We start from the raw sequence: 24440 nt of genomic DNA, 5'->3' as shown, positions 1-24440 counted from the left end.
AAGAGCCCCAGCGGCGCGCGCGGTCATTGTATTTTTCTCTTGCTCCGACAGATTTTTTCAATCGCGCCGGGGCAGGCCATGCTGCGCATTGTATGCCAGACGGCCCCCTGGCGGCCCTCCGGGTGCAGCGGGCAAAGCCGCGCCAGTGCTCGCGCAGCGCTGCAATGATGGTGATGAGGACGGGTGACAACAAGCCCCGCCTCGCGCGTCCACACTTTCTTTCAAAATGGGTTATGATTGCCCCTGTACCCCGCCGCTTACCTCAGCCGCGCTTCAATTACAACTTGAATCAGCGCGCAACGACTCCACGTAGACCTAGCAACTCCGGAAGCGTTGATGGCTCACGCCAGGCCTGATGGTATGTGTCCACCGGCGCTGATTGACTAATTACACCACTGCCTCATACCGAGGAAATGCCATGAGCGAACATATCAAACATATTACTGACGCCTCCTTCGAAGCCGATGTGCTGAAGTCCGACAAGCCCGTGCTGGTTGATTTCTGGGCGGAATGGTGCGGTCCCTGCAAGGCCATCGCCCCGATCCTGGAAGAAGTCGCCAAGGAATACGACGGCAAGCTGCAGATCGCCAAGCTGGACGTGGACTCCAACCAGGCCATCCCGGCCAAGTTCGGCATCCGCGGCATCCCGACCCTGATCCTGTTCAAGAACGGCGCAGCCGCTGCCCAGAAGGTCGGCGCACTGGCCAAGGGCCAGCTGGTCTCGTTCATCGACAGCAACATCTGATTCTGATGTAACATCCGACGGCGGCGCGCTCGCGCTGCCGTCCGCCCGGCACAAGGTGCCCGGCTTTATCCAGATCCACACCACGCAATTCCCTCCCCCACCTTTATTTATCCCGTCCCGGGACACTCATATGCACTTATCAGAACTAAAAGCGATGCACGTCTCTGCCTTGCTGGAAATGGCCATCAGCCTGGACATCGAGAATGCTGCGCGCCTGCGCAAACAGGAGCTGATGTTTGCCATCCTGAAGAAGCGCGCAAAATCAGGAGAACAGATTTTTGGCGATGGCGCCCTTGAAGTGTTGCCTGACGGCTTCGGCTTCCTGCGCTCGCCCGACGGCAGCTACATGGCGTCCACCGACGACATCTACATCTCGCCTTCGCAGATCCGCCGTTTCAACCTGCACACCGGCGACTCCATCGAAGGTGAAGTGCGCACGCCCAAGGATGGCGAGCGCTATTTCGCCCTGGTCAAGGTCGACAAGGTCAACGGCGAACCGCCGGAAGCCTCCAAGCACCGCATCCTGTTTGAAAACCTCACGCCCCTGCACCCCAACAAGCTGCTGCAGCTTGAGCGCGACATGCGCGGCGAGGAAAACATCACCGGCCGCATCATCGACCTGATCGCCCCGGTCGGACGCGGCCAGCGCGGCCTGCTGGTGGCTTCGCCCAAGTCGGGCAAGTCGGTGATGCTGCAACACATCGCCCACGCCATCACCACCAATCATCCGGATACCGTGATGATCGTGCTGCTGATCGACGAACGTCCGGAAGAAGTGACCGAAATGCAGCGCTCGGTGCGCGGCGAAGTGGTCGCCTCGACCTTCGACGAACCGGCCACGCGTCACGTGCAGGTCGCCGAAATGGTGCTGGAAAAGGCCAAGCGCTTAGTCGAAATGAAGAAGGACGTGGTCATCCTGCTGGACTCGATCACCCGCCTGGCACGCGCCTACAACACCGTGATCCCGGCCTCCGGCAAGGTGCTGACCGGTGGTGTGGATGCCAACGCGCTGCAACGCCCGAAGCGTTTCTTCGGCGCTGCGCGTAACGTCGAAGAAGGCGGCTCGCTGACCATCATCGCCACCGCCCTGATCGAAACCGGCTCGCGCATGGATGACGTGATCTACGAAGAATTCAAGGGTACCGGCAACATGGAAGTGCACCTCGAACGCCGCCTGGCCGAGAAGCGCGTCTACCCCGCCATCAACCTCTCCAAGTCCGGCACCCGCCGCGAAGAGCTGCTGATCAAGCCGGACCAGCTGCAAAAGATCTGGGTGCTGCGCAAGCTCATGTACGACATGGATGAGATCGAGGCGATGGAATTCATCCTCGACAAGATGAAGTCCACCAAGAACAACGCCGAGTTCTTCGACATGATGCGCCGAGGCAACTAAGTTCGCAAAAGCAACTAAGTCCTCCGCAGGTTCGGAAAACGGCATGTCCCTCAGCGGGCATGCCGTTTTTTCATTGCCCCACAGGAAGCGACGGGGGCGCATTTTCATCTGAAATACCACGCTGCACCGGAGCGGCCGGCCATCCGCCTTGACCCAAGCCCCTGATTGCACTGTATAATTTCGGACTTTTCCAAACCGGCAAGTGATCATCAATCGGGTCAAGAAGCAGGGCGACCGACGAAGTGGCGATTGGCTACCAAACTACTCTTGAGGCAATCATGAAAGAAGGCATCCACCCGGATTACCGCGAAGTCCTGTTCCACGACATGTCGAACGACTTCAAGTTCATCACCCGCTCCACCATCGGCACCCGCGAAACCGGTGAGTTCGAAGGCAAGCAATATCCCCTGGTGAAGATCGAAGTTTCTTCCGAATCGCACCCGTTCTACACCGGCAAGCACAAGATCGTCGACACCGCTGGCCGCGTCGAGAAGTTCCGCCAGAAGTTCGGTTCCGTCGGTTCGAAGACTGCTGTCTCGAAGGCGTAATCAGTACTTCCTCCAAAAAAGGCAGCTCCGGCTGCCTTTTTTGTTTGGTTCACCCGTGGTGCATGACCAGGGGCCCGCACCAGCATGTAGCAGACAGAAACAACTATTTACCGGGTTTTCCTGCACAATAGGGCCTGCTAAAAAAACCAGCCAAAAAATACCCGCCGCCGACAACGGCGAGCGCGCGGCCAAGGCCACCCCAGCCCGCGCATCACCCAACACGCAGCACAGAACAAGAGCAACAAGATCTTGATGAAGCCAGTCCGTCTTCCCGCCGCCGCGACCAATGCGCTTCCGCGCATGGCCCTGCTTGCGCTCGCCCTCCTCTACATCCTGCCGGGCCTCATCGGCCGCGATCCCTGGAAGAACGAGGACGCCACCACCTTTGGCGTCATGTGGACCATGGCCCACGGCACCCTCACCGACTGGCTCACCCCCAATGTGGCCGGCCTGCCGCTGCCGGCCGAAAGCCCGCTGGCCTACTGGTTTGGTGCAATTTGCATCAAACTCTTCGGCTGGCTGCTGGGCGACCCGCTGGCCGCGCGCATCTCGGTCATCGGCTGTTTCCTGGTGGGTTCGCTCTCGATCTGGTACACCACTTACCTGCTGGGCCGCCGCGCCGAAGCGCAGCCCCTGAAGCTGGCCTTCGGCGGCCAGCCCGAACCCAAGGACTTCGGCCGCACCCTGGCCGATGGCGCCTTCCTGATCTATCTCGGTTTCCTCGGCCTGCTGCTGCACAGCCACGAGACCAGCCCCAAGACCCTGCAGATCGCCCTGGTGGCCTATGCCATGTTCGGCGCGGCCCGGGTATTCGATGCCGGCAAGCTGCGCCATGGCCTCTGGCTGGGCGCAGCGCTGGGCATGCTGGTACTGACCTATGGCTGGCTCCTGCCGGCAGGCGTATTGATCGCCCTGGTGCTGCTGGCCGCGCTGCGCAAGGATGGCCGGGCGCTGGGCCTGCTGCTGTTGCTGTCGCTGCCACTGGCCCTGCTCATGAGCGCCGCGTGGGTGATCTCCCTGCACCAGCTGATCCCGGCCGAAGCGGCCAGCCAGGTCGAACTGTGGATGAGCTGGAACATCTACCAGTTGAACCGTCCCACGCTGGCCACCGTGGCCTTCCTGGGCAAATACGGTGTCTGGTTCGCCTGGCCCGCCTGGCCCTTCGCCGGCTGGGCGCTGTACGCCTGGCGGCGCCAGCTGGGTTCGCTGCATATCGCGCTGCCGCTGGCCTTCCTGATCCCCATCACGCTGCTGATCCTCATCAACGTGCATCGCGAAGAAGGCATGCTGCTGCCGCTGCTGCCGGCGCTGGCGATCCTGGCCGCCTTCGGCCTGCCCACCATGAAGCGCGGCGCCATCAATGCGGTGGACTGGTTCTCGGTGATGACGCTGACCACTGCGGCGGCCTTCATCTGGATCGGCTGGATCGCCAAGGAAACCGGCTGGCCGGCCAAGATCGCGCGCAATGCCTACAAGCTCGCGCCTGGCTTCAAGCCCGGCTTCGAATGGATCTCTCTGGCCATCGCGGTGGCCGCCACCATCGCCTGGATCGTGGTGGTGCACTGGCGCATCTCGCGCCGTCCCTCGGTGCTGTGGCGCGCCGTGGTGCTGTCGTCGGGTGGCGTGATCCTGTGCTGGGTGCTGCTGATGACGCTGTGGCTGCCCTGGGTCAACTATGGCAAGAGCTATGCGGGCGTGGCCGAGCAGATCGAAGCCAGGCTGACCTCGGTCAAGCAGTGCGTACAGACCAATGTGGGGCCGGCCCAGCGCGCTTCCTTCGCTTATTTCGGGCACGTGCGCTTTGCCGATGAGCGCGACCAGAGCTGCGATTACCTGCTGCTGCAGGATGACATCAGCAACCAGGACGCCACGCTCCTGCTGCGCCAATACCCCGGCAACTGGCGCATGGTCTGGGAAGGCCGCCGTCCCTCCGACCGTGACGAGCGCTTCCGTCTCTATCGCCGTGCCGGCCGCTGATCCGGGGTGGCTTCTCGCGTGACCACTGAACTGCCCGCCCTCTCCTCCCGCCATCACGCCGGCCGCATTGCGCGGCTGGCCTGGCCGCTGTTGATCGGCCAGCTGGCCATCATCGCCAATGGCGTCATCGATACCGCCATGGTCTCGCGCTTTTCCGCGCTGGACCTGGGTGCGCTGGCGCTGGGGGTATCGATCTACGTGAGCGTGTTCGTCGGTTTGTCCGGCGTGCTGCAGGCCCTGCAGCCCACCATCGGCCAGCTCTATGGCGCCGGCCGCGTCGGCGAGATCGGCCACGAGGTCAAGCAGGGCATGTGGCTGGCGGTGCTGCTGTCCATCGTGGGCTCGCTGATCCTGATGTTCTCGCCGCTCTTCCTGGCCGTCGCCAAGGCCTCGCCGGAACTGGTCGAAAAAGCCACGCTGTATTTGCGCATCGAGGCCCTGGCGCTGCCGGCCACACTGTTCTTCCGCGTCTACTCTTCGCTCAACACGGCCCTGGCCAAACCCAAGATGGTGATGGCCCTGCAGCTGGGCGGCCTGCTGCTCAAGCTGCCCCTGAATGCGCTGCTCATCTTCGGCGGCCTGGGCCTGCCTGCCTTCGGCGGCCCCGGCTGCGCCATCGCCACCACGGTGATCGCCTGGCTGATGATGATTGCGGCCTGGCTGCTGGTGGCGCGCCTGCCGCTGTATCGTCCGCTCAAGCTCTTCGGCAGCGGCTTCGTGGCGCCCTCCTGGACCAGCCAGCGCACGCTGCTGCGGCTGGGCATTCCGATCGGCATGTCCTATTTCATCGAGGTCACCGCCTTCACCTTGATGGCGGTCTTCATCGCCCGCCTGGGTGCGGTCCCGGTGGCCGGCCACCAGATCACGGCCAACGTCGGCACGGTGCTCTACATGCTGCCGCTGTCCATCGCCAGCGCCACCAGCACCCTGGTGGCACAGGCCATCGGCGGCGGCAACATGGCCGAGGCCAAGAAGATCGGCCGCGCCGGCATCCGCCTGGCCGTGTCGCTGTCGGTGGTGATCGGGGTGATCGTGTGGTTCCTGCGCGAGCACATCATTCGCGCCTACACGCCCGACCCGGTCATCGTGGGCGCGGCGCTGCCGCTGTTCCTCTACATCGCCTTCTACCAGCTCTTCGATTCCATGCAGGTGACTACCGCCTTCGTGCTGCGCGCCTACAAGGTGGCGGTCGTGCCCACCGTCATCTACGCGGTCACACTGTGGGGCGTCGGATTGGGCGGCGGCTATCTGCTGGGACTCGACCCGCTGGGCATGACCCCGCCCGCCTTGCGTGGCCCGTCCGGCTTCTGGCTGGCCAACAGCCTCAGCCTGGGCATGGTGGCCGTGGGCCTGCTGGCCTACCTGCGCGTGATCCAGGGCCGCGCAGCGCGCGGCGAACTCAGCGTTTGATCAGGCCGCCCGCGGCGAACAGGTCGTCATTGCTGGCATTGACCAGGCCGGGCACGCTGAGCGCCGCATCCGGGCGGCCCAGCAAAAAGCCCTGCACCTGATCGCAATGCAGCAGCTGCAGCTCGCGCAGCTGCCCTTCCGTCTCCACGCCCTCGGCCACCACTTCCATCTGCAGCGCGTGCGCCAGCGCGATGATGGCGGCCACGATGGCGCGTCCGGAGTGATCGTCTAGGTCCAGGCGCGAGGTGAAGAAACGGTCGATCTTGACCTGCCGGCAGTGGAACTGCGCCAGGTAGGCCAGGCTGGAATAGCCGGTGCCGAAGTCGTCGATGGCGATATCGAAACCCAGCGACTGCAGCTCCCGCACCACCCGCGTGGTGCGCTCCACATCCTTCATGGCGGCCGTCTCGGTGATCTCGAACATCAACCGCTGTGGCGCGATCCCGGCTGCGCTGACCACCTTGATGATGCTGTCCACCAGGTCGCTGCGCATCTGCAGCGGTGACAGGTTCAGCGCCACCTTGACCGGTTTCATGCCGGCCGCATCCCAGCAGGCGATCTGCTCGCAAACGGCCTGCAGCACCCAGTCGCCGATGCACAGGATCTGCCCCGAGCGTTCGGCGATGGGGATGAATTCGGAGGGCGCCATCTCGCCCAGCTCGGGATGATGCCAGCGCAGCAGCGCTTCCAGACCGGTCAGTTCCTTTCCGCCGCCGCGATACTTGGGCTGGAAGTGCAGCCGGAACTGCCGGCCGTCGATGGCCTGCTGCAGCGCCTGGCGCACCTGCAGGTGGCGCATGGCGCTGGCATGCATGGCCGGCTCGAAGAATCGATAGGTATTGCGCCCGCTCTGCTTGGCCTCGTACATGGCGGCATCGGCGTTCTTCATCAGGGCATCGACCGATTCGCCGCTGTTGGGATAGACGGCAATGCCGATGCTGGAGGTCACGCGCAGCGTGGCGTCCTCGATCTGGAAATCCTGGCGCAGCGCAGAGAGGATATTTTCCGACAGCTGCTCCACCACTTCAGGCGAAGAGAGGTTACTCATCACCACCACGAATTCATCGCCACCGATGCGCGCCACCATGTCCTCGCCGCGGATGCAGGCACGGATGCGCTGCGCCACCGCCACCAGCAGGCCATCGCCCACGGCGTGGCCGAGCGAATCATTGATGGCCTTGAAGCCGTCCAGATCCATGAACAGCACCGCAAACGGTTTGCCATTGCGGCGCGCCACTTCCACCGCATGCTGGATGCGGTCGGACAGAAGCGCGCGGTTGGGCAGGCCGGTGAGCACGTCATGGGTGGCGAAGTGCAGCAGCTTGTCGTTGGTGCGCCCGACGATCTTTTTGAGGACTTCATTGCGCTGCACGCCGCTGACCACCAGCGCCATGGCCATGGCCAGGAAGGCGAGGAACACCAGCCCATTGACCAGGTGCTCGCGCGTGATGCCGTCGGCCACCACGCTCTGTGCCTGCGGCGCGACCAGCAAGGCGCGCAGTCCCGCTGCGGCCGAAGAGACCAGCCCGGCGCCCACCAAGAGCGCGGCCAGCACCCGCCGTGCCTGCTGCGAATTGAGCGAACCCGTCATGGGCTTGCGCCCGTTGCTGGCAGAAAAGAGCGTAACGATGAACACCGCCACCACCTCCGAGACCACCAGCGCCACCAGCAGCAAGGGCGTGTGATACAGCAGGGGCGGCACCAGCGCCATGGACTTGAGCGCGATGTGGAAGGCGGCATTGAAGGCCGCGCCGATGGTCAGCCCACCGATCACCAGCCGCGTCGGATGGGGCCGCCGCATGCCCGTCAGGTGCATCAGGTAGAAGGCGCTGCCCAGGCACAGCAGCAGGGCCAGCACCACCATGCGTGCATCGAAGGCAATGGTGAAGGGGGCATCCAGCGACGCCACGGTGAGCAGCATGGCGCCCCACACGCCCAGGCCGAACACCACCGCGCCTACCGAGAGCCATACGCGGCGGTGCTGGGCTTCCTGCAGCACGATGCGCTCGGAGACCTCCAGCGCGGCATAGGCCGACAGGCTGGCCACCAGCAGGGCGAAGGCCAACAGCAGGAAATGAAAGGAAGCTGACATTGTCGAACCTGGGCTCGGGTGCGCACCTTCCTCGCGGGCGATCGCTGGGAGCCCGCAGGAAAGGACGCCTGCTCGGTATCGCGGCCGTTCCGTCCCGGCGGCTTGCACGCTGGCAACGTGGCCCAGCGTGCCGCAGGACGTCAGTCGATCGCCGTTGCATGCCAACGGGTCGCCGCGTTCCATCCTGGAACAGAGGCAGGCGCATCGCACCCGGCAAGAACGCATGCCGCAGTCACGACGCACACCGGCGCCATTCCGGGAACCTCAAAAAGTTACGTAACCAAAACGTACCACAGGGATGCTGCTGACTTCTTTGATTTGTTCGATTTGATTCAACCAGCGTGCTGCTTGTGTGACTGCCCGGCAAGATCCGGGTCGGTGATGCCCCTGAAAAGGAGAGTGCCCATTTTTCTAACTAATTTCCATCCTCATGGGACGGGAAATATATCGGCTATTCATCCACCGGATGACCGGTGCCCCTTTTGATATCCCGCTATTCTAGCGCGCTTCGGGCCGGAAATACTGCAGCGCGCCAATGCTGGAACGCCGTGTCTCGTTGTCTCGCCTCGGACACAGGCCTTAAATAATTGTGGGTCGAGCACGCACACGAAAGGCATCTGGACCGACAATGCAGGCATCACAAGACCGGACTCTCCTTGCTCTTCGCTGGCGATGGAGCCACCGGTTTCCAACTTCCCCCCCCTCCCGGACGACGCACTTGAACTGGCCTGATGACCTGACATCTGCGCACCCAAGCATGTGCCGGATGCAGCCACACCATGGACCGGAGACCGCACTGGAGACCTGCTCGTGAACGCTTTCCCATCGTACGGAAACGCTGGCCGACATGGCTTCGGCGAGCTTGCGCATGCTGCGTTGAAGCCGCGATGGCGGGCCTTTTCCGGCCAGTGAGCATAAATCACGTTTGCTGCGTAACTCACCTCAAAGACAAACGTACCCCGGAAAGCGCTACCTCAAAGTACCTTCGAAATCATGGAAACCGCCAATCAAAAATTCGCAAAACGCCTGCGCGCTGCGATGGAAAAAGCTGGATACGAACCCAAGCCCGCCGTTCTGGAACGGGAATTCAATCTGCGTTACTGGGGCAAGCCGATGACCTTGCATGGCGTACGCCGCTGGTTGCTGGGAGAATCCATGCCCAAGCAGGACAAGCTGGAAACGCTGGCCGAATGGCTCATCGTCCCCCCCCAGCACCTGCGCTTCGGCGAGGAGATCAGCAAGCGCATCGACAAGCGCCGCGCCCGCTGGGAAGAAGCCATCGGCTACCGCGAGCGCGAAGCCTTCGAAGCCTTCATCAACCTACCCGCCCCCCAGCGCAAGATCGTCAAGGAAGTGATCTTCGCCTTCTCCCAGGTTGCCACCCACGCCGCCGAAAAGGCCCCGGCTCCCGCCAAGACGGCTACCACCACCCGCCGCCGCACGCGCAGCTGAGACACTCTCCCGCAGCATTTGCTGCTGCAATTTCCCCCGCGTTTTTCCCCTGCAGAATCACGATCCCGCGCCCCTTGGGATCCTGTTTCCTTCGTTTTCTGCTCACCTTCCAGATGCCTGCACACACGCGCAAGTGCTGCCTGCTGCGCGCGTGCTGCCTGTCAGCCTGTCAGCTTCCCGCTGGCCGGGAGCGACTGTGGCCAATCGTCCACGCAGCAGGCCCTCAGCGGCCCACGCGTGCAGCGACGGCGACGCAGTGATCGACCTGCTCGGCGATGGCTTGCGGCACCGGCCGCCTGCCCTCCAGTACCTCATGGATCCAGGCGGCGGTGGCCACGGCATCCTGGCCCTCGGGCAGGTCGGGCAAATCTTCGGCCACGCTTTGTTTTTCGACCAGCACGGTGCGCGTACCGTGGCTGAACCAGTCGATGCGCTGGGCGCGCCGCGCATTGGCCACGGTCTCGCCTTCGGTGCCGCGCATGAGGAAGGCGTCACCGCGATCGTGGGGGGCGGCGTGACTGAAGTAGTCGGTCAGCATCTCCAGGTATTCGGGATGGGTGTACGACGTCAGACGCAGTGCCGGCTGCGCAAACGGCTGCATGATCTTGACCAGGGTGTGGGTGGAATTGCGTACGCCCAGGATGGCCCGCATGCCCAGCAGGCGAGCGATGGCCGGTGCCAGTGCGGCGATGGGAATGAAGGCCGGCTGGCCAGCCGCCATCAGTGCCTCGGCCTGCGCCGCCGACCCGGCATGGGCCACGCCCAGTGCACTGAATATCTCGGCACTGGTGACACGCTGGGGATCGTGGGTGACCCCGTGCATGAGCACCGGCACGCCGCGGCGTACCAGCAGCATGCACAGCAGCGGCGTCAGGTTGGCCATCTTGCGCGAGCCGTTGTAGCTGGGCAGCACCACCGGCGCATAGGGACCGGCCGGCGCATGCAGGGGCGTGAAGGAGGCCTCGGCGGCGGCCAGGAAGCCGGCGATCTCCTCGACCGACTCGCCCTTGATGCGCATGGCCAGCAGGATGCCACCGAGCTCGAGATCACTCACGCGGCCATCGAGCATGGCCGCATACATCAGTTGCGCATCCTCGCGCGAGAGGCTGCGGGCGCCGTCCTTGCCGCGTCCGATTTCCTTGATGAAACGGGCCGCGGCAAAGGGAGCCGCTGCGGCGGCGGCAGCGCTGGAGGCAGGCTCGACGGCCGCAGCCGGAGCAGGAATGTGGGCATCGTTTTGCATGGCCGAAGGGTACACCAAAACCGCCGGATGCCGCAGCCGGGGCGCTTGGCCGATGGCTTTCCATTACAATAGCGCCTTTGCCGCGCGGCCCCTCCGGGCTTTTTGGCGGCTGCTACATTGAGTCCATCCCCATGTTAGTTCTCGGCGTCGAATCTTCCTGTGACGAAACCGGCCTTGCTCTGTACGACACCGAGCGCGGCCTCTTGGCGCATGCCCTGCATTCGCAGATTGCCATGCACCAGGAGTACGGCGGCGTCGTCCCCGAGCTGGCCTCGCGCGACCACATCCGCCGCGCCATTCCGCTGTTGCAGCAGACCCTGTCCGATGCGCAGGTGCAAGCCGCCGACATCGACGCCATCGCCTATACCCAAGGACCGGGCTTGGCCGGAGCGCTGCTGGTGGGCGCGTCGGTGGCCTGCGGATTGGGCCTGGCGCTGGACAAGCCGGTACTGGGCATCCATCACCTGGAAGGCCACCTGCTCTCGCCGCTGCTGGCGAGCAAGCCGCCGCGCTTTCCCTTCATCGCGCTGCTGGTCTCGGGCGGGCATACGCAACTGATGCGGGTCGATGGCGTGGGCCGCTATGAACTGCTGGGCGAGACGCTGGATGATGCCGCCGGGGAAGCCTTCGACAAGTCGGCCAAGCTGCTGGGACTGGGATATCCGGGGGGACCTGCGATCTCGCGCCTGGCCGAGTTCGGCGATCCGGCCGCCTATCAGCTGCCGCGTCCGATGCTGCATTCCAAGAATCTGGATTTCAGTTTCTCGGGCTTGAAGACGGCGGTGCTGACCGTGGTCAAGCAGCACAGCGCCAATATTTGCGAGCAAGACAAGGCCAACATCGCGCGTGGTTTCGTCGATGCCATCGTCGACGTGCTGGTGGCCAAGTGCATGACGGCCCTGAAACAGACCAACCTGAAGCGTCTGGTCATCGCCGGCGGTGTCGGTGCCAATGCGCAGCTGCGCGCGGCCCTCAATGCGGCGGCGGCCAAGCGGCGTTATGAAGTGTTCTACCCGGAGCTGCAATTCTGCACCGACAACGGTGCCATGATCGCCTTCGCCGGTGCCATGCGCCTGCGTGAGGAGCCGGGTGCGGCGCGCAAGGAATACGGTTTTGGCGTGCGTCCGCGCTGGCCGCTGGATGAGTTGCGGCCGCCGCAGGCAGCCCTGCCCACGGCCTGATCGGCGCAACTTGTGGAGCACCCGAACGAGCGGCGCTCCTGACCTGGTTCTTCAACCTCAAGCGAAAGCGGCCAGCGGCGTAATCGCCTTGGCGATGGCTTTACCCTCGGACAATTGCGCCATGCGCAGGTCATAGGCCGTCTGCAGATTCAGCCAGCCTTGCGCTTCGCTACCAAAGTAACGCTCCAGGCGCAGGGCCGTATCAGCGCTCACACCACGCTGGCCTTTGACGATTTCACTCAGGCGCGAATACGGGACATGCAGTGCCAGTGCCACGGCACGCACGCTGACGCCCATGGGCTTGATGTAATCTTCGAGCAATACTTCGCCGGGATGAACCGGGCGCATTCCGTTTTTGTACATGATCGGCTCCAATATTCTCAAATTTCCGAATAGTTTAAATTTGCATCAATCGTCTCAATCTGGAAAATATTTATACAATTAAAAAAGGGCCGCAATGCAAATTGCGGCCCTTCTTTTCATCCCAATCGGCAGGCTTACTTGGCCGCCTTCTTCTTGTCGCCAATGCGGCTTTCCTTGCCCGCCAGCAGGTTGCCGATGTTCTTGCGATGGCGATAGATCAGCAGTGCGGCCATGGCGACCACGGCCAGCAGGATGCCATCGGTGGTGCCGAACAGCAGGCCGTAATAGAAGGGTGCAAACAGCGCCGCCACCAGCGCGGCCAGCGAGGAATAACGGAAAGCGAAGGCCACCGCCAGCCAGGTCGCCAGCGTGGCCAGGCCCAGCCACGGATCCAGCGCCAGCAGGATGCCCAGCGCAGTGGCCACACCCTTGCCACCGACGAAGCGGAAGAACACCGGCCACAGGTGGCCCAGGAAGACGGCCAGCGTCACCAGCGCGATGCCGGTATCGTCCACGCCATAGTGGGGTCCGAACTTCTGCGCCAGCCATACCGCCAGCCAGCCCTTGAAACCATCGCCCAGCAAGGTGAGCGCGGCGGCCTTCTTGTTGCCGCTGCGCAGGACATTGGTCGCGCCCGGATTCCTGGAACCATAGGTGCGCGGATCGGACAGGCCGAACAGCTTGGACACCACCACCGCAAAGGACAGTGAACCGATCAGGTAGGCCGCGATGGCAAAGAGGATGTTGTACATGAAGTGGGGCTTTCTGCTTGTTGCTTTCGGTTGTCTCTGTTATCGGGGAGCGGCGTCAGCGCACGTCAAGTGTCGTCAAGTTTGAACGTGACGGTTCACGCTGCATCGGCCAGCGCACACTGCACCGCCTTGGCCGGCAACACCTTCAGGATCACGGCCGGATCGATGCCGATCAGGAAACCGCGCCGTCCGCCGTTGATGTAAATCTTGTCCAGTTCGAGAATGGTCGACTCCACATAGACCGGCATGGTCTTGCGCGTGCCGAAGGGCGAAGTACCGCCGATCAGGAAGCCCGAGTGGCGATTGGCCACCTCCGGCTTGCACGGCTCGACCGACTTGCAGCCGATCTGGCGCGCCAGGTTCTTGGTGGAGACCTTGCAGTCGCCATGCATGAGCACTAAGAGCGGCTTGGCGGCCTCGTCCTGCATCACCAGGGTCTTGATGACCGCATGCTCCTCCACGCCCAGTTCGCGCGAGGACACCGAGGTGCCGCCGTGCTCCTCGTAGGCGTAGGGATGCTCGGTGAACGCCACGCCCTGCTTGCGCAGGAATTGCGTGGCGGGAGTTTCGGAGATGTGTTCTTTCTTGGCGCTCATCGGTCTCTTCCTGACGGCACACTGACCGGCCGCACAGGCCGGCCGGGCCGTCATGGGCGCACATTATGCCGCAAGATCAGCCGCGGGGGTGATGTGCGGCATGCAGTTGCTTCAGGCGCTCGCGTGCCACGTGGGTGTAAATCTGCGTCGTGGAAATGTCAGCATGGCCCAGCAGCAGCTGTACCACGCGCAGGTCGGCCCCATGGTTGAGCAGGTGCGTGGCAAAGGCATGGCGCAGCGTGTGCGGCGACAGGCGCACCGTAATACCGGCCTGCAGCGCGTATCTCTTGATGAGGGTCCAGAACATCTGGCGCGTCATCGGACCGCCGCGCGCGGTCACGAAGAGTGCATCATCGATCTGTCCCTGCAGGATCTGGCTGCGCGCCTCGGCCAGATAGCGCGCCATCCACGCACCGGCTTCTTCGCCGAAGGGCACCAGGCGCGTCTTGCTGCCCTTGCCGGTCACGCGCAGCACGCCTTCATTCATGCCGACCTCGATGCTCTTCAAGGTCACCAGTTCCGAGACCCGCAAGCCGCTGGCATACATCAGCTCGATCATGGCGCGATCGCGCAGGCCCAGCGGCGTGTAGACATCGGGCGCGGCCAGCAGCGCTTCCACCTGCCCTTCCGACATGGTCTTGGGCAGGCGCTGCGGCTGGCGCGCCGAGCGCAGCTTCAGGCAGGGATCGGCGGTGACGTGATGTTGGCGCAGGGCCAGCTGGAAGAAGCGTTTCAACACCGCCAGGCGGCGATTGGAAGAACTGGGCTTGGTCTCATCATGGCGCGCAGCGAAGTAGGCGTTGAGGTCTTCGGCCTGCGTCTCGTACAAGGCCTTGGCGCGCTCCTGATGCAGCCAATGGGCGTACAGGGTCATGTCGCGCCGGTAGGCCTCCAGTGTGTTTTTGGACAGGCCATCTTCCAGCCACAGGCTGTCGCAGAATTCGTCGATGGCCTCGCGGCTCACGGACGGGGCTTCGATCTTTGGTGTGGTGCGTCCCATGCGTCTTCTTCAGTATCCCGCCACGCCTTCATGGCGCAGCAGCCAGCGCTTGACCTCCAGGTGGAAGCCATCCTCATCATCATGATGCGAGAAGCCGCCCAGCCCGCCCGCGGCCGTCACCCGATGACAGGGGATCACCAGCGGATACCAGTTGGCCCCGCAAGCCTGACCGACCGCGCGCGGGGCGGACTGGATGCGCTTGGCGACCTGGCCATAGGTCAGCACCTGACCACAGGGGATCCCGGCAATGGCTTGCCAGACGCGCTGCTGGAAGGCACTGCCCACACTCAGCAGCGGCAGTTCGAAACGAAAAGCGGGGTCGGCCAGATAACGCGTGATCTGCTGCACCGCCTGCGCGGCCACGGCATCGGTGGCGTCCTTCTCGGCGTAATGCGGCGGCAGGTAGACCATCTCGACCAGGGCGCCGGCCTGGGTGCGCACCCCCATGCCGCCGAAGGGCGTAGGCACCACGGCGGAGAACAGGGCGGTCAATGGAGAATCTGCTGGGGTCATCGGGAGCCGTGGCATGGACCTGGGGCAGCTATTGTAAGCAATTCACGCGCGGGCTTGATACCATCAGGCAAAACTTGATGGAGACCGCATGAGCACCACCCCCTTGCACACCGAACCGGACCACCTGGTCATCACCGCCCCCACCCTCAAATCCGGCATGGTCTGGGTGCAACAGTGCCTGGGCGTGTCCATGGCCCCGCGCATCGGCGGCCAGCACGTGCGGCTGGGAACGCACAACGCACTGCTGTCGCTGGGCGAGGGCTTCTACCTCGAAGTCATCACCATCGACCCCAACGCCGATGCGGCCGAGCGGCCGCGCTGGTTCGGCATGGATCATCTGGACAAGGACGCTGCGCCCCGCCTGGCGCACTGGGTGGCGCGCACCAGCGATATCGCGGCCGCAGTAGCGGCCAGCCCCGTCTCACCGGGCGTGATCGAACCCATGAGCCGCGGTGCGCTGGACTGGCTCATCACCATCGCCGCCGACGGGAAGCTGGCCTGCGAGGGCGTCATGCCGTCCCTGATCCAGTGGCTCAGCCAGCCGCATCCGGCCAGCGCCCTGCCCGACCGAGGATGCCGCCTGCAGCAATTGATCCTGGAACATCCCGCCGCACAGGAACTGCAAGCCGCATGGCAGGCCATCGGGCTGGCCGATGCGCGTATCGTGTTGCAGGAACGAAAGCAGGCCAGCCTGCGTGCTGTGGTGTCCACGCCACACGGGGAGCGTGTGCTGGGCTGACGGCTTCGTGCGGGACGCAAAACATATAAACCGTATAAACCGTATAAACGATTTATATCCTGCATCACCACCACGCGGCACAAAGAAAAAAGGCGCATCCTCGGATGCGCCTTCAAAATACTCCAGATGCATTCCCGACCGTTTGAACGGTTTCAATCGAATGCACGTCTCCTCAGTTTCCCGGTATTGATACCGTTTGTTATGCACCACCCGCTTTGTATTCGGTGCTGCCTCGCCACGCCCGGGCCGATGTGTCGGCGGGGTCGCTGCCGAGGCAAGTACATCAACAACTCACTAGAAAAACTCAACACCAAACTCGATTGCCGGGACGGCAAATGCACGGTGCCGATTCAGCAAAGCACGCACTTTAGCAGCACTTTGTGCCGTCTCAAAGCACTTTTTCAGGGCAAAACGAACATACTTTTTAGCAACTTGACAGACATCTGACGAAATCGGCACCGGTCCGGTGCAAACCCGGTGGCGGCGCCGATTTCATCGTCTCATGCCCTGATTGCGGATCAGTTGTAGATCAGGTTGGGCAGCCACAGCGACAGGCCCGGCCAGTAGGTCACCAGCGCCAGGAAACCGAGCATGGTCAGCAGCCACGGCATGACTGCAATGGTCAGTTCGGTGATGCCCATCTTGGTGATGCCCGAGGCCACGTACAGGTTCAGTCCCACCGGCGGATGGCACATCCCCACTTCCATGTTGACCACGATGAGGATGCCGAAGTGCACCGGGTCGATGCCCAGCTTCATCGCCACCGGGAACAGGATCGGCGCCAGGATCAGCACGATCGACGACGGCTCCATCACGTTACCGGCCAGCAGCAGCAGGATGTTGACCACCAGCAGGAAGGTGATCGGTCCCAGTCCCGAATCGGTGATCCAGGCCGCCATCGTCTGCGGGATGTTTTCGCTGGTCACCAGGAAGGAGAACAGCACCGCATTGGTGATGATGTAGAGCAGCATGGCCGACATCGAGGCCGAATCCAGCAGCACCTTGGGCACCTGCTTCAGGCTCAGGTCCTTGTAGACGAAGACCGCGATGAAGAAGGCATACACCGCCGCCATGGCTGCTGCTTCCGTGGGCGTGAAGACACCGGTGTAGATGCCGCCCATGACGATGACGATCAGGAACAGGCCCCAGCCGCTCTTGCGGAAGGCTGCAGCGCGTTCGGCCCAGGTCGCCTTTTTCAGACGCGGATAATTGTTCTTGCGCGCCAGGAACCAGGTGGTCAGGCCCAGCAGGAAGGCCAGCAGCAAACCCGGCACCACGCCCGCCATGAACAATTTGCCCACCGAGGTATTGGTGGAGACCGAATACATCACCATTACGATGGAAGGCGGGATCAGGATGCCCAATGCGCCGGAGGTCGTAATCACGCCTGCACCGAATCGATTCGGGAAGCCCTGCTTGACCATCGCCGGCAGGATGATGGAACCGATCGCCACCACGGTCGCGGGCGACGACCCCGACACCGCTGCAAACAGCGCGCAGGCCAGCACCCCGGCCAGCGCCAGGCCGCCATGCCAGTGGCCCACCATGGAGGTGGCGAAGTTGATCATGCGCCGCGCCACACCGCCGTGGGTGAGGAAATTGCCGGCCAGGATGAAGAACGGGATCGCCATGATCTCGAACTTCTCGATGCCCGTGAACAGCTTCAGTGCCACCGACTGGATCGGCACTTCGGTCATCGTGAACAGGAAAGTCAGGACCGTCAGGCCGAGCGAGATCGAGATGGGCATCCCGGTCAGCATCAACCCGAACAGCAAGACGAAAATGATCAGTGCATTCATGCTTTACCTCCGCTGGTTTCTTCGTCCAGACCTTCCACGTGGGCGTGGTCATGTTTAGGCAAATCGCCGGTGCGATGGAAATTCCACGCGACCTGGAGGAAACGGAAGCACATCAGGTACGACCCCAGCGGCACGGCCAGGTAGACGATCCACATCGGCAGTTCCAGCACCTCGGAGGTGCTGTCGTGCTGTGCGATGTCGTAGACGAATTCGGCACCGAAGGTCCCGACGATGCCGGTAAAGAGCGCGCCGGCAAACAGGCCCAGCAGCACGAACTTGTTGCGCCACGGGGTGTTCATGCGGTTGATGAGCACATCGACGCCGACGTGGATGCCAGTGCGCACGCCGTAAGCGGCGCCGAACTTGGCCATCCACACGAACATGAAGATGCACAGCTCCTGGGCCCAGCTCATGTTGATCTGGATGAGCTGGTCCTGCAGCCAGGGAATATCCAGGCCCGAGGCGTAGCGGTGTACCACCGCTACAAAAATGATGAAGGTGGCCGCGGCCATGAGGAACGCGATCAGCCACTCTTCCAGGTGGTCGAGTAACTTCATGAAGTCTCCTTGCGCCAGCAGGCCGATACCACAGCGGTATCAGCCCATGACATTGCTTGTCCGGATTGTTCTTGGTGGTATTGCGCCCGCTTCATTGCGAAGGCGGGCGCCCGTTGGAGCTAACGGATTTACTTCTGGCCCAGCGCTGCCGATTCCTTGTTGACGGCGTCGATCAGCTCCTTGCCGATGCGGCTGGCCATCTGCTGCTGTACCGGCAGGAGAGCCTTGCGCCATTCTGCCTTCTGCGCGTCGGTCAGGCGGTAGACGGTGGTCTTGCCGGTCTTTTCGACAGCGGCCAGAGCAGCATCGTTTTCCTGCTGGGCGATGGCGTTGGCGTACTTGGTCGCATCCTTCATGGCGCCTTCGAGCTGGGTGCGCACGTCGGAGGGCAGGCCGTCCCAGAACTTCTTGTTGACGATCACCGCATAGCCCAGGTAGCCGTGGTTGGAGACAGTGACGTGCTTCTGCACTTCATGCATCTTCTGGGTGTACAGGTTCGAGGGCGGGTTCTCGGTGCCATCGACCACGCCGGTCTGCAGCGCCTGGTAGACCTCGGAGAAGGCCAGCACCTGCGGGTTCGCACCCAGTGCGCGCATCTGGGCATCGAGCACCTTGGAGGACTGGATGCGCATCTTCAGGCCACGGAAGTCCGAGGGCTGATGCAGAGGCTTGTTGGCCGACATGACCTTGAAGCCGTTGTCCCAGTAGGCCAGGCCGGTGATGCCCTTGGGTTCCAGCTTCTTGAACAGATCCTTGCCGATCGGGCCTTCGGTCACGCGGTACAGCACGTCCTTGCTGGGGAAGATGTAGGGCAGATCGAAGACCTCGAACTCCTTCACCCCCAGCGGACCGAACTTGGCCAGCGACGGGGCCAGCATCTGCACGGCACCCAGTTGCAGGGCTTCCAGTTCTTCCTTGTCCTTGTACAGGGTGCTGTTGGGATAGACCTCGACCTTCACGCGGCCCTTGGTGGCTTTCTCGGCCAGCTCCTTGAAGCGCTCGGCGGCCTTGCCCTTGGGCGTGTCGTTGGCCACCACGTGACTGAACTTGATGATGATGGGCTGTTGCGCGAAGGCGCTGGCCACCAGGCCGGCATTGACGACGGTGGCCGCAGCCAGCGCAAAGACGATGGACTTCAGTTTCATGCTTGTCTCCCCAATGAGATGGAAATGATTTAGTTAGTAATTTTTATGGACTAAGGCCGGTCTTGGCGGGGACCGGATTGTGCTGCCGAATTTTGCGCGGCCTCACCAAAAGGGGGCAAGTGTGGTTAACCACAATGTCCTTGCCGTCCACTTCCCGCCGCGCAGGAAGCTGGCGCAAGCCTTGGGGCGCAGCTACACTGGCGGCGTCATGAAAACCGTCCCGCCGCCCCCGATCGCTCCCCAGCCCGATGCCGCCTCGCAGCTGCAGGCCTCGGGCCGCAAGACCACCATGCGCTGGCTCATTCCCTTTCTGCTGGTGTGCCTGTTCCTGGTCACGCTGATCTGGCTGCCGCGCCAGGCGCAGCAGATGGAAGCCAGCGAACGGCTGGAGCAACTCATCGCCGATTCGCTATGGGTGGAACAGGCGATCCGTTTCCAGTTGAGCCGCGATGACGAGAGCATGCGCATCATCGGCCGCGAGATCAGCAACGGCCGCCTGCACCAGGAGCATTTCCGCAGCCGCTTGAATGCCCTGCTGCGCAACAACCGCGAGTTCTATCGCGTGACCTGGTTCAATGCCGAGGGCCATCCGGTAGCCTCCACCGAGGATCTGCCGATCAGCCGCAAGGATCTCTCGCAACCCTCGCTGATGACGGCCGACCGCGCGCGCCAGATGCGCCGTCCGCTCTACAGCCCGCCGGCCATCCCGCCCGGCATCGCCGAACCGATGCTGATGGATTATCACGTGCCGCTGTTCCATGACAATCACTACATCGGCAGCCTGGTGGCCAGCTATGCGGTGGCGCGCATCCTCAACGAGATGGTGCCGTGGTGGTTCGCCCAGGACAATGAAATCTCGCTCACCGATACCGATGACAACGTGGTGGCACGGCGTACCTCGGGCGGACCGGGCCTGAACGTCTACACCCATCGCCGCGAACTGGAGCTGCCGGGCCTGACGCTGGTGCTGCATACCAACAGCACCAAGAGTGCGCCCAAGCTGCTGCCCAACCTGCTGGTGGGCTCGGTGATCGTGCTCTCGCTGGGTCTGCTGTGGAGCCTGTGGGCACTGTGGCGCGACATCAACCGGCGCACCAAGGCCGAGAAAGCCCTGCTCAATGAAGCCGTGTTTCGCGCGGCGATGGAAAACTCGCTGGTCACCGGCATGCGGGCGCGTGACCTGCAGGGCCGCATCACCTACGTCAACCCGGCCTTCTGCAAGATGGTCGGTTACGCTGCAGAAGAACTGGTGGGCCGGATCCCGCCCATGCCCTACTGGGCGCCGGAAGCCATGGATGAATACCAGGAGCGCTTCTCCAACGTGCTGGCCGGGCGGGTCACGCCGCAATTCGAGACCATCTTCCAGCGCCGCGACGGCGAACGCTTCCCGGTGCTGATCTTCGAATCGCCGCTGGTGGACCAGGATGGCAAGCAGACCGGGTGGATGGGTTCCATCCTCGACATTTCCGAACGCAAGCGCGCCGAAGACCTCAACCGCACCCAGGAAGAAAAACTGCAGGCCAGCGCCCGCCTGGCCAGCATGGGCGAGATCGCCTCGACCCTGGCGCACGAGCTGAACCAGCCGCTGGCGGCCATCTCCAGCTACACCACCGGGGCGCTGAACATGATGCAGCAGGGCCAGGCCGATCCCAAGGCGCTGCAGCCGGCGCTGGAAAAAATCCACACCCAGGCCCAGCGCGCCGGCCACGTGATCCGCAGCGTGCACCAGTTCGTCAAGAAGCGCGAACCGGCGCGCCAGCGGCTGCAGATCCGGCAACTGGTGGACAACGTGGCCCCGCTCATCGAATTGCAGGCGCAGCAGTTCTTCGTGGTGCTGCAATGGCAGGTGCCCAAGTCGCTGCCGCCGGTGCTGGGCGACCAGGTGCTGCTGGAGCAGGTGATCCTGAACCTGACCCGCAACGGCATCCAGGCCATGGCCGCCGTGCCCTCGGCGCGCCGCATCCTGCGCGTGACGGCCGAGCTGACCCGCAATGACGATGGTGCAGAATCGGTCACGGTCTCGGTGATCGACCAGGGGCACGGGATTGCCGAGGAAGTGGCGGCGCGCCTGTTTTCCCCCTTCTTCTCGACCAAGGCCGAGGGCATGGGCATGGGCTTGAACATCTGCCGCACCACCATCGAATTCCACGGCGGCACCCTCACTTACACCGATAACCCGGCAGGCGGTACAATCTTCCGGTTTTCGCTGCCGGCCCAAAGCGGGCAGCCACAATAACGAGACGCCCCTCCCACACTGGATTCCCGCCCCGCATACCGATGCTGCACATAGTCGACGACGAAGAAATCATCCGCGATTCGCTGACCTGGCTGGCGCGCTCGCGCAACATCGCCGCCATCGGCTATGAGAGCGGCACCGCCGTGCTGGGCGCACTGGCCCATGCCACCGGCATCGATGCCGAGGGCGAATGCCTGCTGCTGGACGTGCGCATGCCCGGCACCAGCGGCGTGGCACTGTTCAATGAATTGAAAACCAAGGGCCTGCTGCACCGGCGTCCGGTCATTTTCCTCACCGGTCACGGCGATGTGCCGATGGCCGTGGACATGTTGAAGAACGGTGCCTTCGATTTCTTCGAGAAGCCCTTCAACGACAACCAGTTGATGGACCGCGTACTGGAAGCGCTGGAAGTCTCGCGCGCCGGCGGCGCCGAGGATGCCGTGCAGAGCCGCCTGGCGGCGCTGTCGGCGCGCGAGCGCGAAGTGCTGGACCTGATCCTGGCCGGCAAGATGAACAAGGTCATTGCCGATGAGCTGGGCATCAGCATGCGCACCGTGGAAGTCCATCGCGCCCACATCTTCGACAAGATGAACGTCAAGACTGCCGTCGAGCTGGCGCGGCTGCTGAAGTAATTCCAGGTGGAGATCCTCAACCTCCTGCTGCCGGATTTCAGCCTCATTGCGCTGGGCCTGCTGATCCATCGCATTTCCAACTGGGGCGAAAAATTCTGGGCCGGCATGGAAAAGCTGGTCTATTTCGTCCTCTTCCCTGCGCTGCTGTTCTATTCGACGGCGCGCCTGAAGGTCGATCTCTCGGTCACCGGCGGCATGGTGCAAACCGGGGTTGCGGCGCTGCTGGTGGGCATTGCGCTGACCTGGCTGGGCAAACCCTTCCTGCGCGCCACGCCCATGACTTACGAGTCGGGCATGCAATGCGCCTTCCGCTTCAATTCCTATATCGCGCTGGCGCTGGCCACCCGCATGGCGGGCGAAGAAGGCGCGGGCCTGATGGCCATCCTGCTGGGCTTTGGCGTACCCCTGTGCAATATCGCGGCCGTGCATGCGCTGGCTGCAAAAAACAGCAACCTGCTGCGCGAGCTGGCCCGCAATCCCTTGCTGGTGGCCACTGCTGGCGGGTTGACGTTTTCTGCACTAGGGCTGCATTTACCGGAAGTGGCCAGCGTGGTGCTCTCGCGGCTGGGCGCAGCTTCCATTGCATTGGGCCTGCTCATGGTCGGCGCCGGACTGCGGCTGTCGGGCTTGAAAGAGAGCAAGCCGGTAGTGGCCTGGTTCATCGTCATCAAGCTGCTGGCCGTGCCGCTGGCGGGCTACCTGATCGGCATGCTGCTGCAGCTGCCGCCGCTGCAGTGGCGCATCGTGGTGCTGTTCTGCAGCCTGCCCACCGCCTCCAGCGCCTACATCCTGGCCGCGCGCATGGGCGGCAACGGGCCCTTCACGGCCTTCCTCATTTCATTCGGGACGCTGCTCTCGGCATTGACCATTCCGGTCTGGCTGGCGCTGGTGCACTGAGCGGCTCGCCGCTCACCCCACCCCGTGCCGGGCCAGCGCCCATTGCACGTGTTCGAGCACCAGTGGGGAGGGGTGTGCAAGACGCGCGCGCAAGGCCGCCACGATGGCCGCATCCCCTCGATGCGAGGGCGCATCGGCCGCATTGCCCAGCCCGACGGCCAGGTTGCGTAGCCAGCGCTCGTGGCCGATGCGGCGGATGGCGCTGCCTTCGGTGTTCTTCAGGAAGACCTCTTCACTCCAGCCGAACAGCTCGACCAGGCTCGCCCGGTCGAGACCGTGGCGCGGATCGAAGTCCGGCAGGCTGGCACGCTGGGCGAACTTGTTCCACGGGCAGTAAAGCTGGCAGTCGTCGCAGCCATAGATGCGGTTGCCGATCAGCGGGCGCAGGTCTTGCGGGATGCTGCCCTTGAGTTCGATAGTGAGATAGGAAATGCAGCGCCGCGCATCCAGTTCATAAGGGGCCACGATAGCCCCGGTCGGGCAGGCCGTGATACAGGCGCTGCATTGGCCGCAGTGCGAGGTGACCGGTTCATCCACCGGCAGCGGCAGGTCGGTCAGCATCTCGCCCAGGAAGAACATCGAGCCGGCCTCCCGATGCAGCAGCAGCGTATGCTTGCCGCGCCAGCCCAGGCCGGCCTTCTCGGCCAGGGCCACTTCCATGACCGGGGCCGAATCGGTGAAGACGCGGTAGCCGAAGGGGCCGATGCGGCCTTCGATGCGGGTGGCCAGCTGCTGCAGGCGGGCGCGCAGGACCTTGTGGTAATCGCGTCCGCGCGCATAGAGGGAGACCTGGGCGGCGGCCGGATCGGCGCTGCGCGCCTCTTCGCGGGCGCGCCAGTCAGGTTGCTCGGGCTGATCCGGATCGGCGGCGGCAGGCAGGTAGGGCATGCGCACGCTCACCACGCGCACCGTGCCCGGCACCAGTTCGGCCGGCCGTGCCCGTTTCAGGCCGTGGCTTGCCATATAATCCATCTCGCCGTGATAACCCTTGTCCAGCCAGGCCTGGAAGCCCGCCTCGCGGTGCGACAGGTCGACGTCGGCGATGCGCACCTCGGCAAACCCCAGCTCCCGGCCCCAGGCCTTGATGGCGGCCGCCAGCGCCGCCAGATCGGCGGGATCGGCGATGGCAGTGCTCCCGATCGGATCGGCAGGCGTGGGGTGAATGGACAT

22 protein-coding genes are annotated in these 24440 nt (G+C 63.5%); 11 read left to right on the top strand and 11 right to left on the bottom strand.

The genetic code is table 11. The features are described 5' to 3' along the window. Positions 1–418 precede the first annotated feature (418 nt). From trxA to ACLRDN_RS04000, 5 genes are all read left to right on the top strand, one after another. Positions 419–745: a thioredoxin TrxA gene (gene trxA, locus ACLRDN_RS04020; RefSeq protein WP_006462943.1), complete on the top strand. Its 327-nt coding sequence runs from the start codon at positions 419–421 to the stop codon at positions 743–745. Positions 746–875: 130 nt separating this feature from the next. Beyond that, on the top strand, positions 876–2138 hold the full coding sequence (gene rho / locus ACLRDN_RS04015; protein ID WP_413459066.1) for a transcription termination factor Rho: 1263 nt from the start codon (positions 876–878) through the stop codon (positions 2136–2138). Between the two features lie 278 nt (positions 2139–2416). Continuing rightward, on the top strand, positions 2417–2686 hold the full coding sequence (locus tag ACLRDN_RS04010) for a type B 50S ribosomal protein L31 (RefSeq protein WP_034331092.1): 270 nt from the start codon (positions 2417–2419) through the stop codon (positions 2684–2686). A gap of 252 nt (positions 2687–2938) precedes the next feature. Then, positions 2939–4663, top strand: coding sequence for an ArnT family glycosyltransferase (locus ACLRDN_RS04005; RefSeq protein WP_413459065.1), 1725 nt, complete (start codon positions 2939–2941; stop codon positions 4661–4663). 18 nt (positions 4664–4681) lie between these two features. Further along, positions 4682–6073 carry an MATE family efflux transporter gene (locus tag ACLRDN_RS04000; protein ID WP_413459064.1) on the top strand — a complete coding sequence of 464 codons (1392 nt, stop codon included), beginning with the start codon at positions 4682–4684 and terminating at the stop codon, positions 6071–6073. Here ACLRDN_RS04000 and ACLRDN_RS03995 read toward each other — a convergent pair. Beyond that, on the bottom strand, positions 6063–8165 hold the full coding sequence (locus ACLRDN_RS03995) for a putative bifunctional diguanylate cyclase/phosphodiesterase (RefSeq protein WP_413459063.1): 2103 nt from the start codon (positions 8163–8165) through the stop codon (positions 6063–6065). The genes ACLRDN_RS04000 and ACLRDN_RS03995 overlap by 11 nt on opposite strands. Positions 8166–9158: 993 nt before the next feature. On the opposite strand from ACLRDN_RS03995, the gene ACLRDN_RS03990 reads away from it, so the two are divergent. Then, positions 9159–9617 (top strand): XRE family transcriptional regulator, encoded by a 459-nt coding sequence (locus tag ACLRDN_RS03990; protein WP_413459062.1) that lies wholly within the window; start codon positions 9159–9161, stop codon positions 9615–9617. A gap of 223 nt (positions 9618–9840) precedes the next feature. Here ACLRDN_RS03990 and ybiB read toward each other — a convergent pair whose 3' ends face one another. Beyond that, complete coding sequence (ybiB, locus tag ACLRDN_RS03985) at positions 9841–10860, bottom strand: DNA-binding protein YbiB (RefSeq protein ID WP_413459061.1); 1020 nt, start codon at positions 10858–10860, stop codon at positions 9841–9843. 131 nt (positions 10861–10991) lie between these two features. Between ybiB and tsaD the strand changes: the two genes are divergently transcribed. Beyond that, entirely contained in the window at positions 10992–12041 is a 1050-nt protein-coding gene (tsaD, locus tag ACLRDN_RS03980; RefSeq protein WP_413459060.1) for a tRNA (adenosine(37)-N6)-threonylcarbamoyltransferase complex transferase subunit TsaD, read from the top strand. Between the two features lie 57 nt (positions 12042–12098). Here the strand turns inward: tsaD and ACLRDN_RS03975 are convergent, their stop codons facing one another. From ACLRDN_RS03975 to ACLRDN_RS03955, 5 genes are all read right to left on the bottom strand, one after another. Next, positions 12099–12404, bottom strand: coding sequence for a HigA family addiction module antitoxin (locus ACLRDN_RS03975; protein WP_284077426.1), 306 nt, complete (start codon positions 12402–12404; stop codon positions 12099–12101). A 134-nt stretch (positions 12405–12538) separates the two neighbouring features. Further along, the gene (gene plsY / locus ACLRDN_RS03970; RefSeq protein ID WP_413459059.1) at positions 12539–13156 is read right to left on the bottom strand and encodes a glycerol-3-phosphate 1-O-acyltransferase PlsY; all 618 of its coding nucleotides are present in this window, start codon (positions 13154–13156) and stop codon (positions 12539–12541) included. Between the two features lie 95 nt (positions 13157–13251). Continuing rightward, positions 13252–13752: an aminoacyl-tRNA deacylase gene (locus ACLRDN_RS03965; protein WP_034334293.1), complete on the bottom strand. Its 501-nt coding sequence runs from the start codon at positions 13750–13752 to the stop codon at positions 13252–13254. A 76-nt stretch (positions 13753–13828) separates the two neighbouring features. Beyond that, the gene (gene xerD / locus ACLRDN_RS03960; protein WP_413459058.1) at positions 13829–14752 is read right to left on the bottom strand and encodes a site-specific tyrosine recombinase XerD; all 924 of its coding nucleotides are present in this window, start codon (positions 14750–14752) and stop codon (positions 13829–13831) included. 9 nt (positions 14753–14761) lie between these two features. Then, on the bottom strand, positions 14762–15265 hold the full coding sequence (locus tag ACLRDN_RS03955; RefSeq protein WP_413459057.1) for a methylated-DNA--[protein]-cysteine S-methyltransferase: 504 nt from the start codon (positions 15263–15265) through the stop codon (positions 14762–14764). A gap of 88 nt (positions 15266–15353) precedes the next feature. On the opposite strand from ACLRDN_RS03955, the gene ACLRDN_RS03950 reads away from it, so the two are divergent. Then, the gene (locus ACLRDN_RS03950) at positions 15354–16004 is read left to right on the top strand and encodes a VOC family protein (protein WP_413459056.1); all 651 of its coding nucleotides are present in this window, start codon (positions 15354–15356) and stop codon (positions 16002–16004) included. Positions 16005–16522: 518 nt separating this feature from the next. On the opposite strand, the gene ACLRDN_RS03945 is transcribed toward ACLRDN_RS03950, so the two are convergent. The 3 genes from ACLRDN_RS03945 to ACLRDN_RS03935 all read right to left on the bottom strand — a co-directional run bounded on the left by ACLRDN_RS03945 (position 16523) and on the right by ACLRDN_RS03935 (position 19505). Then, on the bottom strand, positions 16523–17803 hold the full coding sequence (locus tag ACLRDN_RS03945; RefSeq protein WP_204727168.1) for a TRAP transporter large permease: 1281 nt from the start codon (positions 17801–17803) through the stop codon (positions 16523–16525). Next, positions 17800–18360 carry a TRAP transporter small permease gene (locus ACLRDN_RS03940; protein WP_413459055.1) on the bottom strand — a complete coding sequence of 187 codons (561 nt, stop codon included), beginning with the start codon at positions 18358–18360 and terminating at the stop codon, positions 17800–17802. Before ACLRDN_RS03940 ends, ACLRDN_RS03945 begins: the two co-directional genes overlap by 4 nt. Before the next feature lie 128 nt (positions 18361–18488). Continuing rightward, on the bottom strand, positions 18489–19505 hold the full coding sequence (locus tag ACLRDN_RS03935; RefSeq protein WP_088754662.1) for a TRAP transporter substrate-binding protein: 1017 nt from the start codon (positions 19503–19505) through the stop codon (positions 18489–18491). A 208-nt stretch (positions 19506–19713) separates the two neighbouring features. Between ACLRDN_RS03935 and ACLRDN_RS03930 the strand changes: the two genes are divergently transcribed. From ACLRDN_RS03930 to ACLRDN_RS03920, 3 genes are read left to right on the top strand one after another with little or no spacing between them, the layout of a single operon-like run. Continuing rightward, complete coding sequence (locus ACLRDN_RS03930; protein ID WP_413459054.1) at positions 19714–21741, top strand: PAS domain S-box protein; 2028 nt, start codon at positions 19714–19716, stop codon at positions 21739–21741. A 41-nt stretch (positions 21742–21782) separates the two neighbouring features. Beyond that, a complete protein-coding gene (locus ACLRDN_RS03925; RefSeq protein ID WP_413459053.1) occupies positions 21783–22373 on the top strand; it encodes a response regulator transcription factor in 591 nt (196 codons plus the stop codon). Positions 22374–22379: 6 nt separating this feature from the next. After that, a complete protein-coding gene (locus ACLRDN_RS03920; protein WP_413459052.1) occupies positions 22380–23270 on the top strand; it encodes an AEC family transporter in 891 nt (296 codons plus the stop codon). A gap of 12 nt (positions 23271–23282) precedes the next feature. Here the strand turns inward: ACLRDN_RS03920 and queG are convergent, their stop codons facing one another. After that, positions 23283–24440: a tRNA epoxyqueuosine(34) reductase QueG gene (gene queG / locus ACLRDN_RS03915; RefSeq protein WP_413459051.1), complete on the bottom strand. Its 1158-nt coding sequence runs from the start codon at positions 24438–24440 to the stop codon at positions 23283–23285.

Origin of the sequence: Herbaspirillum huttiense, from assembly GCF_047300815.1 — a bacterium.
Lineage (GTDB): Bacteria > Pseudomonadota > Gammaproteobacteria > Burkholderiales > Burkholderiaceae_D > Herbaspirillum > Herbaspirillum huttiense_A.
The sequence above is the reverse complement of the archived record's forward strand: the minus strand, read 5'-3'. Positions and strand labels throughout refer to the sequence as shown.